The 14,852-nt window shown below is 60.5% G+C and carries 8 protein-coding genes; 6 read left to right on the plus strand and 2 right to left on the minus strand.

Annotated features, from left to right (window positions below):
- Positions 1-132 precede the first annotated feature (132 nt).
- Positions 133-342 (minus strand): hypothetical protein, encoded by a 210-nt coding sequence (locus AC1RAC_RS04615; protein ID WP_492616295.1) that lies wholly within the window; start codon positions 340-342, stop codon positions 133-135.
- Positions 343-538: 196 nt separating this feature from the next.
- Between AC1RAC_RS04615 and AC1RAC_RS04620 the strand changes: the two genes are divergently transcribed.
- A complete protein-coding gene (locus tag AC1RAC_RS04620; RefSeq protein WP_020303039.1) occupies positions 539-1,042 on the plus strand; it encodes a DUF4142 domain-containing protein in 504 nt (167 codons plus the stop codon).
- A 30-nt stretch (positions 1,043-1,072) separates the two neighbouring features.
- On the plus strand, positions 1,073-1,633 hold the full coding sequence (locus AC1RAC_RS04625; protein ID WP_492616296.1) for a type 1 glutamine amidotransferase domain-containing protein: 561 nt from the start codon (positions 1,073-1,075) through the stop codon (positions 1,631-1,633).
- Positions 1,634-1,870: 237 nt separating this feature from the next.
- Here the strand turns inward: AC1RAC_RS04625 and AC1RAC_RS04630 are convergent, their stop codons facing one another.
- Positions 1,871-2,077 carry a PLDc N-terminal domain-containing protein gene (locus AC1RAC_RS04630; RefSeq protein WP_003191730.1) on the minus strand — a complete coding sequence of 69 codons (207 nt, stop codon included), beginning with the start codon at positions 2,075-2,077 and terminating at the stop codon, positions 1,871-1,873.
- 299 nt (positions 2,078-2,376) lie between these two features.
- Here AC1RAC_RS04630 and AC1RAC_RS04635 point away from each other — a divergent pair, with 299 nt between their 5' ends.
- The 4 genes from AC1RAC_RS04635 (at position 2,377) to AC1RAC_RS04650 (ending at position 14,814) form a co-directional block, all read left to right on the plus strand.
- Positions 2,377-2,853, plus strand: coding sequence for a PA2171 family ribosome-binding persister protein (locus AC1RAC_RS04635; protein ID WP_003191732.1), 477 nt, complete (start codon positions 2,377-2,379; stop codon positions 2,851-2,853).
- 183 nt (positions 2,854-3,036) lie between these two features.
- The gene (locus AC1RAC_RS04640) at positions 3,037-5,673 is read left to right on the plus strand and encodes a Tc toxin subunit A (protein WP_314544128.1); all 2,637 of its coding nucleotides are present in this window, start codon (positions 3,037-3,039) and stop codon (positions 5,671-5,673) included.
- 34 nt (positions 5,674-5,707) lie between these two features.
- Positions 5,708-10,387 (plus strand): Tc toxin subunit A-related protein, encoded by a 4,680-nt coding sequence (locus tag AC1RAC_RS04645; protein ID WP_492616297.1) that lies wholly within the window; start codon positions 5,708-5,710, stop codon positions 10,385-10,387.
- A complete protein-coding gene (locus tag AC1RAC_RS04650; RefSeq protein WP_492616298.1) occupies positions 10,384-14,814 on the plus strand; it encodes a SpvB/TcaC N-terminal domain-containing protein in 4,431 nt (1,476 codons plus the stop codon). The genes AC1RAC_RS04645 and AC1RAC_RS04650 overlap by 4 nt, the downstream gene beginning before the upstream one ends.
- Positions 14,815-14,852: the final 38 nt, after the last annotated feature.

The following is a 14,852-nucleotide window of genomic DNA, read 5'->3' on the forward strand; positions in this document are numbered from 1 at the left end:
GGGGATGGTCATAAATAATAAAAATCACATTTTAATCTAAGCTAATTATTATTTTTTTTTATAAAAGTAGCAGTGGCAGCTTTCAGGCCGCCACAGGATCTCGTTTCTTTTCCACCGATCAACTCAGCAGGTTCAACCCCCGTTGTTGAGTTTCTCGTTGATTGCATCTGTTTGCCGTTCAATGTCCTTGATCGAGGTCGGCGTCACGACTTTGTCGACGGTTTCAGTCTTGGGGTTCGCAGGTTCAAGCGTCTGCCCTTTGGTGGCCTCGACATTACCTTTTTGCGCGTCTTCAGAGCTGACGGGGTCGGGGGTTTTATCGGCGGTTTTACGATCAGTCACAGTGCAATCCTCCTGGCAGTGGCAGGCCCCTGAGATGGCGGCCCTATGCAGCAGAACCCTGCGAATCCGGATTGGTTCAAGTCAATTGCCTCGCCTCACCACTGGGCAAAAAAGCGCAAAAAAATTTAAACCTTTTACCCGCCTCTCGATTCAACAGTCAGGTAACGGCATCCCGCCATTTCCAAGGAGAGACACCATGAAAACTCGACTGATGAAACCGATGGGCCTTACCTTCATGCTGATTGCAGGCTCGATTTCCACCGCGATGGCGGCGACCTCCAACGACTTTGTCGACAACGCCGCCGAGGGCGGTATCACCGAGGTGGAAGCGGGCAAACTGGCCCTGGAAAAAAGCAGCTCGGCGGACGTAAAGACCTTCGCCCAGCATATGGTCACAGACCACACCAAGGCCAATCAGGAACTGATGGCCCTGGCGAAAAAACTCGATATCGAAGTACCCGATGACGCTGCGCTCACCGACCAGGCGAAGAAAGCCATCCTGGAAATGCGCGATGAATCCTTCGACAAGGCCTATGCCAACAACCAGGTAGCGGCCCATGAAAAAACCGTCGAACTGTTCAAGAAAGAAGCGGCCTCCTCAGACAATCCCGAGCTGAAAGCCTTCGCCACCAAGACCCTGCCCACCCTTGAAGCCCACCTGAAAATGGCCAAGGAACTGCAAACCAAATACGCCCATTAATCCATCCATGACCCAAGGAGACACTCGACCATGAGCTCGCAACTCAACGGCAAGCACATCCTCGTCATCACCTCCAACACCGGCATCGAGCGCGACGAGTTGCTCAAGCCTCTGGAGACGCTGCGTGGCTACGGCGCGACCGTAACGCACGCCTCCAGCAAAGGGGGCACAACCCAGACATTTGTCGGCGACACGGAAAAGGACCAGACCGTGGAATCCGACGTGCAACTGTCGGATGTTGTCAGCGCCGACTTCGATGCGCTGGTCATCCCGGGCGGTACAGTGAATGCCGATACACTGCGCCAGGATGCCGCCGCGCTGCGCTTGATCAATGAGTTCGTGCAGGCCGGCAAGACCATCGCGGCGATCTGCCACGGGCCATGGACCCTGATCGACGCTGGCGTGGTCAAGGGCAAAACCCTGACCGCCTATAAAAGCGTGCACATCGACCTTGAAAACGCCGGCGCTGCCGGCGTGGTGGATGCCGAGGTTAAAGAGTGCCAGGCCAATGGCTGGACCTTGATCACCTCGCGTACGCCGGACGATCTACCGGCGTTCAATGAGGCGATTGCCAAGGCCGTCGGCGGCTGATCGGTTGACCGCAATGAAAACAGGCGCCCCATGGGCTAATGCCAGTCAGTTAAGAGCTCGAGCAGACAACCAGTGACTTGTGGCGAGGGAGCTTGCTCCCGCTGGACTGCGTAGCAGTCCCATTTTTGGGGCCGCTTCGCGCCCCAGCGGGAGCAAGCTCCCTCGCCACAGTTACCGATTCTGTCTTAACTGACTGGCATTAGCCCCATGGGCGCCTGTTTTTTATCACTCACCGCTTCAGCTTTTACGCTGCTGCGCCATTTCACGCTTGGGTCCGAACATCGCCCACGCAATCAACCCCAGCAGCGGCACGAACACCAGCACCACGACCCACAACCCCTTGGTCTCCCATCCGCCAGTGCTGCGCAAAACGATATTGATCGCCCAGAGTTCCAAGAGCAGCAGAACCACCGCCAATACGATCCAGATATATTCAATTTGCATGATTCACCTCCTGAAGTCTAAGCGTTAGGTCAAGCAGATGCCCCAAGGGTTCCATTAGAATTTTCCTGGCCACACTTTCTGGCCGCCCGTTGCGCTGGAGCGTCAGCAACCGGTTGTGCGTTGTGCAATCTCAACGCGGCCCGACCATGCAAGCTGCACGACCACCAAGCACACAGAAAAATACAACCAACTGATTTACAAGATAATTTTTAACCATAAAAGTTGGTACGCCTGATGCAACCTTCCTCACCACGAGGCGTGCACTTCGACACGCCCGCATACCCCCCGTGAGGTTACCTATGAATGCCATCGACCTGCTCAAAGCCGACCATGAACGCGTCAAGACCCTGCTGACCCAGTTAAGCGAATCCACTGAACGCGGGGTAAAAAAGCGTACCGAGTTGTTGGCCAAACTCGAAATGGAGATCACCCTGCATACCCAACTCGAAGAAGAGATCCTCTACCCCGCGTTCAGGAAAGCTGGTGGCAAGGAACAGGACATCATGTACCACGAAGCCAAGGAAGAGCACCGTACCGTCGACTCGCTGGTACTGCCGGACTTGAAGAAAACCGACCCCTCGTCCACCGAGTTTTCCGGTCGCGTCAAAGTGGTCAAGGAGTTGCTTGAGCACCATATCGAAGAAGAAGAAACCGAGATGTTCCCTCAGGCCAAGAAACTGCTGGGTAAAGCGCTGCTCGAAGAGCTGGGAGCCGAGATGGAAGCGATGAAGGCCGCGCACAAAAAAGCCATGGCGAAAAAACCGCTGGCGGCGTAACGGCTACCTCCTCGCAGCAAGGTTCGCGCGACAGTGACCCACAGGCCCTGTCGCGCTATCGATTTGCACCGATGATTTCTCCTCGCTCACCCAGCGATCCGGCCGACCGAGCCGGCCTGGCGCCCCATGCTAGCGTGCCATTGCCCTTGGCAGTGGCCGGGGGCTTTCAGGAGATTCATCACAATGGACACGCACTCCCCCACCTATACCCACCTGTTCAAAGAGGACTGGCACCTGCTGTGTTCGGCCTCTTCCATGGCGGCAATCGACTCCCCGATCGCCTACCTGAAGGCGTTATACCTGTTTGCCCAAGCGCTGGAAAAAAGCGGTAAAGGCAAACAGCCCAAGATCACCCTCGACCGGCGACGCCCCGAACTCAAGACACTGCCCCTGGACGAACGCGGCCTCAGCGCTGTGATTCCTCAACTCTCGATGATCAACGAAACCCTGTCCCGCCAGATCGACGCTCATCTCAAACAAACCCGCCGTGAATACCGCGGCCGCTCCCTTGATGAGGTGCTCGGCAGGCAACGCTTCCCCTTCGTGCTGCCGTTCGAACGCGCGCATCGCCAGTGCTGGCTCGGTTTGTCCGGCGGCAAGCCACAATTGGGCGAACTCAGTTACCGCATCAGCCTCAAGCTGCCCACCAGCCAGCGCGCGCAAAACACTTACGGCGTGGTCCGGCACGAGGCCTATGAAGCGCAACGTTTGCTGTCCGGGCTGAGCCCTGCCCAGCAGGTGTTATTGATCGAGCCTTTGTTAATAAGAACGGGAGACGTACAGGCAGAAGATTTTTTTACCCAGCACTATGGTACCCAGGAGCAGCCCCTTGAGGAGTTGTCCCACTGGTTGCAGAAAACCGGACTCACCGCCGATCAGACCGAAGCGCTACTGGCCTGCGGCAAGTATGTGCCGGTGCTGTCGAGCAATGTTCTGGCAAGCGCCCTGCCAACGCCGCCGGCCAAGCTGCGCCTGCACAACGGTGCCGCGTACGTGAACGGGCCGATCACCGAGGCCGGCGCGACCCAGTCGCCCCTGTCGATCAATGCGCAGGACAAGGATGGTGCGCGCCTGCTCAATACCTCATGGGAACGTTATCAGCGCCTGCACCGAATGATCCGCCTGCAACGCTGGACGCAATTGCCCTTCGACGCACTCGACGCCCTGTCGACGAGCGTGGTGCGGCGTGAACACGAGGGCGACCCGGCGCAGCCCGCCAACGACAATACCCTGCGCGCACTGGGCGTCTATCGCTATCTGGAGCGCCGCTACAGCCTGTCATTGCAAGCCTTTGCCGCCGTGCTGGATGAGATACCGGTGTGGGCACCCGGCACTCGTCTGTCGCTGTACGACCAGCTGTTCAATCCCGGCCCGTTGCCAGGCCAGGCATTGACCCTGGACAGGCCGACCCTGGCCTTGAGGGAGGAAATCCCGACAACCCTGCGCCACCAGCTCTGCACCGGCCTGCACCTGAGCGACACCCCAGCCTCGTTGCACTGGCTGATCAAGCAGGCCCGCCTGCATCTACCCGCTTCTTGCCCGACGCTTACGTTTTATAGCGCGCTGTATCGCCAAACCCGTATCGCGCGATTGTTCGGGCTGTCAGTGCTCGACAGCTACCATGTGGCGGCGCTGCTGGGCGGTAAGGATTACACCGCACAACTGGTCAACCCGAGCCTGCGTCGCTCCGGCGTCAATGCCCCTGCCGACCTGCTCGATGTGCTGATGCAAATGGACTGGCTGGTCCGCTGGCTCAACGACACGGGTCAAACGGTTGATCAGCTTCGCCGCCAATTGCTATTGGATGCCCAATCCCCACCGCCCCACGTGCAGACGTACATCACCCAACTCGATGAGGTGGTCGAACTGACCCGGCATGGCCTGTTGGCGCAAGAAGACCTCGCTGACCTGTCATTGCCCCAGCCCGAGCCTGACACCAAAGCGGCGCCCATTGCCTGGCATGCCCTCATCGTACAAGGGCTGCTGCACAGCCAACCGCTGCTCAAGCCCGCGCCGCCCAAAGAACTGCCCAATGCGCTGGTGCAGCTTATCGAAGCCCAGACCCTGAGCCTCGACCCAGAAGGCAACACGGCTCTGCACAGCGATGCCAAACAGGCAGTGACCAAGAAGCTGGGCGCGTTCTACCAACAAATGCAGCCGCTGAAAGCAAAAATCGACACGCTGCTCAACGCTCCCTCACACCTCGCCGGTGACCCCGCCGCGTACCTGCAATGGCGCAAACTCGTGGTTCGACAAATTGCCCGAACCGCCACTGCCGAGTCCACCACGGAGCTGCACAAAAATGTACTGCTGAGCCTGCCGGATGCCGAAGTGTCCTTGGGGCTGGCAGTGAGCCGTGAGGCCTTGCAGGCCTTCGTGCTCCATCCGCACTGGCTGAGCCCGGACCACACCGCGGCCTCGCTGCTCAAGCTGACGCTGAGCACGCTGTACCTGCTGCAACGCTTTGCCCATTGCCTCAGCACCTACGGGCTGGCCCAGGACAGCGTGCTCGCCTATTTGCAGTGCGCCAATTCATCCTCCGTCGAAGGCTCCGCCATAACTGACAATGGGGCTTGCACCTCGCAACTGGCCGCATTGCTCAAGTGGGATGTCGATGAAATCAACCTGCTCGTTGAATACCTGCCTGCCAAACAGGTGAAGACCCTGGCCGACCTGGACTGGCTCCTGCGTTGCCATGAAGCCGTCAGGCTCACCGGCCTCTCCGCCAGCGCCTTGCTCAAGGCTGCCGACCTGCATGCCACCTTGATGAATGAAGACTGGCAACACGTTGGCTCGGCATTGATCGCCACAACCCCCTAATCCCGTTGTATTTCGCCTGGTTCAAGGAATGACCATGTCTGACACCCTCACCCAACACCTCAACGAATACCTGCGCGACGCGATGCTGGGGTTCTACCTCAACAGCGTGCTGCCTGAAGACACGGCAGTGGCCGATACCGTCAAGACCGTAGACGATGTCTATACCTATTGGCTGCTCGACCCCCAGGTCAGCCATACGGTGCCTACCACCCGTGTCGCCAGCGCCATTGCCAGCCTGCAGCAGTACATCACAGGCATTTACCTGGGCCTGGAGCCCGGCTACGACGAACAGGGCATGAGCGCTGACGAGCAGAGCGAGTGGCGAGACCAGTTGCTGTCCTATTCACTGTGGCGTGCCCACCAGCAACTCCAGCACTACCCGGCCACCTACCTGAGCCCTGCATTGCGCCATGACAAAAGCGACAACTTCAGGCAACTGGAGAACCAGCTCAACCAATTTCGCATCGAGCCTGCGCCGCTGCAGACAGCCGTCCACAGTTACCTCAGCCGCTTCGAAGCACTTGCCAACATCAAGACCCTCAATGGTTATATCGACGGTGATAAAGACAGCTTTGCCAGCAGCACTTATTACTTCACCGGCAAGTCCAGTCCGGAAAACACCTATTACTGGCGCACGCTGAAAATGGCCTCGGGCGACGCGGCCACTCCGCCAGCCTGGTCCTCCTGGCAAAAGATCCCGCTGTCGATTGACGATAACGTCCCCGAACAGACGATTCGCCCGGTGGTGTTCAACGGGCGCCTCTTCGTGGTGTGGGCCCAATGCATCAACCCGACGTCCTCGTCGAGGGACATCACCCCGATTGGACGAGGTGATGTCGAATCGGAGAGGGAATACCAACAACGGCTGGAAACCCGGATAAAGACCACCTATCTACAGTTGCGCTTGTACTTTTCCTATAAAAAACTGGATGACAGTTGGAGCGTGCCGCAGGCCTGCATTCAGGAATACAGCCTTGCACAGGGCCTTGACGAATTGAGCTCGGAAGACCTGATGAGTGCCACTGCGTCCATCGCCGTACTCGATTCAAAAAGCCAACCGCCGTCACTGTTCCTGGGCCTGAGCGCACAGCCGAACCATCAAACGGCTTCCTCGCACAACGGCGTGCATCGGCATTTCTTTCAAGCGGTACGGCTGGATCAGCACTTCAACGTCCATTGGCTGGAAACCCTGGGCAGCACTCGGCGGATGTTCTCCTGGCATAAAGAGTCTGAACTGGCCGGGCGGTACCAGGCCCTGTTCGGGCACCACAACAGGTCAAGATTTCAATTCAGGGCGCCCGAAACGGTCCAGGTCAAAGTTCACTCCCTGACCAACAATGCGCCCCATGGCACCACCCATGGCTGGAATTACGAAGACAATCAACAGCATATCCGCAGTCTTTCGGCTGAGAGCGATATCCGGTTCAACCGAACGACGTCAGTACTGGAGGTCACCACCCGCCTGGCGAAACGCTTCGAACCGCACCGCACTGTCAGGTTCAGCAAGGCAGACGCAATGGCCAATTTGACCATCACCCTCAGCAGCAGCGGTCCTGCCCAGAACGAGATGCTGGCGTTAGGCCCCACCGCCGAGATTTTCCTGGAGAGCGCCAGGCTGGCAACCTTCTCCAACGTGCGCATCGACTTGACCCTCAAGTGCAACGAGACCGGCGTCAGCTATGCCCAATTCATAAAAAATGCAGCGAATCAGCCGACGACCTTTACCCTGCCGCAGATTGAAAAAGATCAAGAAACCCCGAAAAGCGCGACATTCAATCTGCGCGACCAACGCATTAGCCAAGAAGCCTTCGATTATTTTTTCAATACGCCGGACGCCACCTATACCGTCATTCTCTCGTTCTACAACAATCAAGCGGAGTCCAGCAGCCATGCCTACGACTTGGTACTGGACAAGGTCCAGGTCCAGCAGAAACAACGCCTGTACAAACCCGTGTTGATGTATCCCAGACAGGGAGACAGCGCTTTACCGGAAAGCCCTCACCGCAATAACACGGTACTCGTCGGCCTGGCAGACGCCTCTCGGCGCACCCTGCGCGACACGTTCACTGAACTCTCCGAAACGCACACGCTTGAGGCGCAGATCGAACTCTCTCCCTCGACCTTGCACCCCTACGACGAGGACTCCACTGACACGACGGCTTCCACATTGACGCTGATTCACGGCGTGTTGCTACTGGAAAGCGATGTGCATTACCCCGACCCCATCATCCTGGGCTACGCGCTGAAAACCGCGACTTTCACCCTGCCGCCCGATAACAGCACCCCCATCATTCCACTGGCTCCGTTTATCCGGCGACTCGCTACCCCGCCCTATGGCACGGCAGAGTTCATCGACTTCAGCGGGTCCACTATCGAGTCTCTCGATAAGCCTGAAAACAAACGAGCGCCCATACGCACCAACACCTGCGTGGCCGGGCTGCTGGCAAAAACCGCGGGCGCAGGTTTGCATGAGCTGTTTGCGTTGGCGCCGGATGCCTGGCGCGAGCCGCCCTTGCCAGGCGAGAAAAAGCCCAGTCCACTGGACTTTCACGGCCCCCATGGCACCTATTACTGGGAGTTGTTTCTTTACCTGCCCTGGCTGTTGGCACAACGCCTGAACCAGGAGCAACAATACGCCGAGGCCGAAACGTGGATACGCTACGTGTTCGATCCCGTACACCCATCCGGGTTCTGGCGCCTGCCTGCGCTGCTTACCAGTGCGCCACAACGCCACGACGTCTCGTCCGTGTCCCACCCATTGGCGACAAGCAGCGCGGTACATTTTCGTCAGGCGCTGTACCTGCTGTACGTCGACATCCTGCTCAATCGCGGGGATGCGGCCTACCGGCAAATGACCCGTGACGGCCTGGCCGACGCCAAGTTGTGGTACATCCGCGTCAAGGGCTTGCTCGGGCCAAGGCCGCCGCTCAACCCGGTCGATCCCTGGGCAGCCACGACCCTGGACAAACTGCAAAACCCTTCCACGCTCGACAGCACGACAGTACCTGCGGGCACCTCGCGGCTGTGTCGGTCCCTGAGCCCTGATTTGCTGCTGCGCTGGGACAAGATCGAATCTCGCCTGCACAACCTGCGCCATCACCTGGATCTGACCGGCAAACCCTTGAGTCTGCCGCTGTACGCCGCGACCCTGACGCCTCAAACGCTGCTTGCCGCGTACCAGCAAGGGGCGGTCGGCGCCAGCCTGCGCCCGTCCCTACGCACCGCCCAGGCCGCGCACTATCGCTTCCAGGTGCTGCTGGGACACGCCTTGCAAGCGGTCGACAACCTGATCCAGTTGGGGACGACCTTATTGTCGTTGTTCGAACGCAAAGAGCAGGCCCAGTACCTGGAAACCCAGCAGCAGCAAGCCTGGGACTTGGCGAGGCTGGCCGTCGAGCAACAGGCCCAGGCCGTACAGTTCGATGCGAGGAACCAGGAGGCGCTGTTGGCAGGACGCCGCATGGTCGAAGCGCGGGTGGCGTTCTTCGAACAGCAGCTCAAGCGAGGCATCAGCCCGGCCGAGGCCCAGGCCACCCAGGAGTACCAGGACAGTGCGCGCTGGGACACCGCCGCCGCCGTGGCACAAGCCGGCGCGGGGCTGGCGATGCTGATACCGAATATTTTTGGCACCTCCAACGGCGGCGTGCGCTACGAGGGCGCTTTTCACGCCCTGCACGCGGCGTCCCAAGGCATTGCCAATGAAAAGCGCGCCAACGCTGCCCACCTGGACCGCACCGACCTGTTTGCCCGACGCGCCGCCGAGTGGGCCCATTCGCTTGAACAGGCAAGCCTTGAGCTGGCCCAGGTCGACGCCCAACTGCAGGCTTATACCGAACAGCAAGCCCATACCCGCTTGCAACTGGCCCTGGCCCAGACCAGCCTGACCCAGGCACGAAGCCTCTACGACCAGCTCGGCAAACGCTTTACCAACGCCCAACTGTATCAATGGCTCAATGGCCAACTTTCCACTTTCTACTACCAAGCCTATGACTCGACCCTGTCGCTGTGCCTGGCGGCCGAGGCCTGCTGGCAGGAAGAACGGGCTCAGTGGGACAAGCACTTCATTCAAACCCAGCATTGGACCCATCAATATCGCGGCTTCAGCGCCGGCGAAGCGCTCAAGCAAAATCTACTGAGCATGAGTAACGCCTACGTCACCCACAACGAACGTTTGCTGGAGATCACTAAAACCGTGTCGCTGCGCCATCTGCACAGCCAAGACCCGATGGCCACGCGCGACATGCCCTGGGCCGCGCTTAAAGCCGAGCTGGTAAAAACCGGCACCTTGACCTTTGAACTGACCCTCAAGCTGTTTGACGACGACTACCCAGGCCATTACCTGCGGCGTATCAAGCACGTCAGTGTGTCCCTGCCCGCCACGCTGGGGCCCTATGAAGACATCAAGGCCATCCTGACCCAAACCGCCAATACCACGCACCTCACCCCCGTGACCAGACACACCGAAGCCGCGGTAAAAAAAGACCTGCGCGCCAAACAGCAAATCGCCCTGTCCAGCGGGCTCAATGACAGCGGATTGTTCACCTTGAACTTCGACAGCGACGAGCGTTACCTGCCGTTCGAATACACAGGAGCGATCTCCACCTGGCAACTGACCTTTCCCAACCATGCCCGGCAAAACGCTCTGCTCGAATCCCTCACCGATATCATCGTGCACCTGCGCTACACCGCTAAAAACACCGGAGGTCAACGATGAGCGTGCAGCCGCCCGAACTCCTGGAACCGAAGATTCCGGCGCTGCCCAAGGGCGGTGGCGCCATCCAGGGCCCCGGCGCGCAATGGGGCGCCGTGGGCACACGGGGTGAGGCGTGCCTGGAGGTGCCCTTGCCCATTTCGCCGGGCCGTGGCTTCACGCCGGCCCTGAGCCTGGGTTATCGCAGCGCCCTAGGCAACGGGCCCTTCGGCCTCGGCTGGGCGATGTCGGCAGGCGCCATCAGTCGTGATACCCGCAAAGGCGTACCGGCCTACGGTGATGACGACCGTTTCATCAGCCCCCAAGGCATCGACATGATCCCTGAGCGTGATGCCGACGGCGAAGTTCAGGCCACGACCTGGGACCACTATAACGGCCTGGCCCTGGGTGAATCCCACCGAGTGGTGCGCTATTTTCCGGTGATAGAAGCGCGCTTCGACCGTATCGAGCATTGGTCTTGCGAAAGCGACAAGGCCGGGTTCTGGCTGGTTCAGGGGGCCGACGGCTGCGTGCACCTGTTCGGCAAGACCCCGATCGCGCGCTGTGCAGACCCGAACGACGATCTACGTGTTGCCCAATGGCTGTTGCAGGAAAGCCTCAACCCCCTGGGTGAGCAGATCTATTACCACTACAAACACGACGACCAGCCGCCAAGCGCCGCCAGGGACTATCGCGCCCAGCGTTATCTGGCGCGGGTGTGCTACGGCAACCTCAAGCCCCTTGAGCACCTGGCGCTGTGGCGCGCGGACGCCCTCGCTGACAAGCAATGGCACTTCGAACTGCTGCTGGATTATGGTGAACGCCACGCTGGCCTGAGCCAAGTGCCGACCTATGCCGAACAACACGCCTGGCCGGTCCGCAACGACCCGATCAGCAGTTATGCCTATGGCTTTGAACTCGGCACCCTGCGGCGGTGCCAGCAAGTGCTGATGTTTCATTACTTCCCCGACGAGCCGAGCGTGGGCGCCGAGCCGGTGCTGACGCGGCGTCTGTTGCTGGAGTACACCCATCGCCACGCCATCGGCAGTTGCCTGAACGCCGTGCACAACCAGGCCTTTGACGCCCAGGGGAACGCCAGTGCCTGGCCGCCTCTGGAACTGGCCTACAGCGCCTTCGTGCCGACGCTAGACGCCGCGCGCTACCAAGCGTTCGACGCCATGGCGGGCATCAACGACGGGCAGCATTATCAACTGGTGGACCTGTACCGCGACGGTTTGCCGGGCATCCTGCACCGCACCGATAAAAGCTGGTATTACCGCGAGCCGCTCAGGGCCCCCGGCCCGGCCAGCAGCAATGCGCTGATCTATGGTCCATGGCAGGCCCTGCCACGCATCCCCCTCGCCGATACCGTCCAAGCCACGCGCCAGGCACTGGCGGATCTTGACGGCGATGGGCATCTGGAATGGGTGGTGGCGCAACCGGGGATGAGTGGTTTTTTCAGCCTCGACTCGCAGCGGCAATGGTCGGGTTTCGTGCCTTTTGCGGCGATACCCCAGGAGTTTTTTCATCCCCACGGGCAACTGGCCGACCTGATGGGCAGTGGGAGGCTGGACCTGGCCTTGATCGGCAGCCGTAGCGTGCGCCTGTATGCTCATCGCCAGGACGGCGGGTTTGATCCTGGCCAGGAGGTGCGCCATGCGCCCGACGATGAGGGGCTACCCACCCTCAGCCATTCGCCGGCTGAATTGATCGCCTTTTGCGACCCCCTGGGCAGCGGCCAACAACACCTGGTGCGTATCCGCCATAACGAAATCAAATGCTGGCCCAACCTCGGCCGTGGACGCTTCGGCAAAGGGTTTGTCTTCGCCACACTGGCGTTCGACCACGCCAGCTTCGATGCCGCCCATATTCGCCTCGCCGACCTGGATGGTTCAGGCGCGGTGGACCTGATTTACCTGGCGCCTGAACACGCACAGATCTATATGAACCGCGCCGGCAGCGGGCTGGTATCGGAGCCACTGACATTGCCTTGGCCCGAGGGCGTGCGCCATGACGCGACGTGCCAGGTCAGCTTTGCCGACCTTCAAGGCCTGGGCTGTTCCAGCCTGATCCTGAGCGTGCCGCACATGACCCCCCAGCACTGGCGGTATGACTTCGTCAGTCTCAAACCGTATTTGTTAACCGCCACGCTCAACAACCGGGGGGCCACCACCCAGCTGAGCTACCGCAGCAGCGCCCAGGAATGGCTCGACGAAAAACAGCACTGGCAAACCCTGGGAGTGCCCCAAGGCAGTAGCCTTGCGTTCCCAGTGCAGGTGGTCAAGCGGCAACAGCAAAAGGACCTGGTCAGCGGCAACCGCTCCACCCAGTATTTTCGTTACCGGCAAGCCTGCTATGACCGTGAGGAGCGCCAGTTCCTCGGCTTTGGCCTGGTGTTGCACACCGAGCAACCCCCTACGGCCGATGCGCAGCCTGGGGTGTTGACCAAACGCTGGTTCCACACCTTTGAGCCCTCGCAGGAGGCTTTTTACCCGGGCGACCCACAGGCGCCCGCGCTGGGGCCAACCCTGCTGGGCCAGTTGGAGGCCGGGCGCACAGGAGACACGCTGATCGCCACGCCCGTCGCAACCACCCGCCGCGCGATGCAGCGTGCATTGGCGGGGAGCCTGCTGCGGGAAGAGGTTTATGCCGCCGCCGATTCGCCACCACAGGCAGTGCCGTATTCGGTGCAGCAACAGCGCTATCTCATACGGCAATTAAGCCCGTCGGCCAAGGCCGGCGAACCGGCGGTGCTGCTGCCACTGTTGCTGGAGTCGCTGACCTGTCGCTACGAGCGCCAACCGGACGACCCGTGCTGCCGGCACATCCTCAATCTGCGCTGGGACCGCTACGCCGGCAATCTGCACAGCGTGGTGGTCGACTATGCCCGTCGCAGGACAGCCAGCGACTCCCCACCGCCCGGGCCAGCCCACCAGCAGCAGTGGTGGCGTGACGCACACGACTCAGCGCAGCAGACGTATTACCTCAACGAAACCCGCGCCCGCTTCATTCACCTGGACGCCGCGCAGCGCTGGCGCTTGCACTTGCCCTACCAGCAACGAAGCAACGTGCTGGTGCTGAGCAAAGAGGCGTTAGCGATTGAAAAAATAAGCTATGAACACTTCATCGCGCAGGGCCCGTCCGATCCATTGGGAACAGCGGCCGAACGCAGGCTGGGGGGGCTGTCGGTGCAGCACTACTGCGTGGCGGAGCACACCGAACCCTTGCCGGCCGGCACCGCGAGTTTTCAGGCGCTGCCTGCCTATATCGAGACGGCCGAACTCGATCAGCAAGCGCTGGAGGTATATGAGGGCCGCACTGTCACTGCTACGCTCAGTGCACAGCACTATCGGGCCATGGCCGCGTTCCTGTCACCGGACCCCGGGCAGGACGAGGCCATCACCCTGTGGTCCCTCGGCCAGGGTTACACCCGCTACGGCCAGGCCGAAATGTTCTATCGGCCTCGTCGGCATCAGGCGAGCCTGAGCCATGGGTTCACGCAGTCCGAGTACGACCGCTATGGGCTGTACATCATCAAAGTGCAATTGGCGGACGGCTGCACGACCCAGGCGCAGTACGACTACCGCCTTGGCCTGCCGGTGACGGTGACTGACGCACAGCGTACACAACGCTACGCGCACTACGACGCCCACGGGCAGCTGCTGGCGACCGGCCTCAAGGGTGAGGAGCAAGGAAAGCCCGTGGGCCATGACGCCCCTACGCCCTTCATCCGCACGCCCGATACGGGCCCGACGCAGGCCCTGACTGATCCGAAGGCGGCGTTGCTCAACGCTCAAAGCGCGTGCTTCTACGACGTGTTCAGTTGGATGGGGCGCATTCCACCCGCCAGCATCCAGGCGCAATGGGTAAGCAACGGTTACCTGCTGCCCAGCGGGCATATTCGTGCCTCGGCGTTGGCACGCCTGAACAGCCTGAGCGCTGCGCTCCCCCATCATCAAACCCTCAAGCGCATGATTCAGGCGGCCAGGCAAGTGCCGGTGCACGTCGTGGTACTGCACGCCGACCGTTGGCAAGGCACGTCGCAAACGGCGCAGATCCAGGTAGCCCTCGCCTTCAGCGACGGCTTTGGCCGCGTGCGGCAAACCCAGGAAAAGGCGCAACCGGGCCCGGCCTTTGCAGTCGATGACGCCGGTATGTTGAGCGCGGGTGCCGAGCCAACCGATGCCACTCGCCGTTGGCGGATCAGCGGCCGTGTGGAGTATGACAATCAGGGTTGCCTGGCGCGCACCTGGCGACCTTATTTTGCCGACCGTGCCGGCTATATCGACGATGCGGCCTTCAACACCTTGCGTCCCAGCGAGCAGCACTTTCATGACGCGTTGGGGCGCCCGGTACGCGTGCTCAATGCCAATGGCGACACGCGGCGCCAGACCTACTGCGCCTGGTACAGCATCGCTGAGGACGAAAACGACACGCACGCGCCGGCCTGACAACAGAGCCGGGCCGTTACACGGCCCGCGCTCCTTGG

The organism is Pseudomonas sp. GW823-FHT02F05 (assembly GCF_058797315.1).

Coding starts and splice junctions, on each gene's coding strand:
- AC1RAC_RS04620 (WP_020303039.1), top strand. CDS start 539: ATGAAAACTCGACTGATGAAACCGATGGGCCTTACCTTCATGCTGATT.
- AC1RAC_RS04625 (WP_492616296.1), top strand. CDS start 1,073: ATGAGCTCGCAACTCAACGGCAAGCACATCCTCGTCATCACCTCCAAC.
- AC1RAC_RS04630 (WP_003191730.1), bottom strand. CDS start 2,077: ATGCAAATTGAATATATCTGGATCGTATTGGCGGTGGTTCTGCTGCTC.
- AC1RAC_RS04635 (WP_003191732.1), top strand. CDS start 2,377: ATGAATGCCATCGACCTGCTCAAAGCCGACCATGAACGCGTCAAGACC.
- AC1RAC_RS04640 (WP_314544128.1), top strand. CDS start 3,037: ATGGACACGCACTCCCCCACCTATACCCACCTGTTCAAAGAGGACTGG.
- AC1RAC_RS04645 (WP_492616297.1), top strand. CDS start 5,708: ATGTCTGACACCCTCACCCAACACCTCAACGAATACCTGCGCGACGCG.
- AC1RAC_RS04650 (WP_492616298.1), top strand. CDS start 10,384: ATGAGCGTGCAGCCGCCCGAACTCCTGGAACCGAAGATTCCGGCGCTG.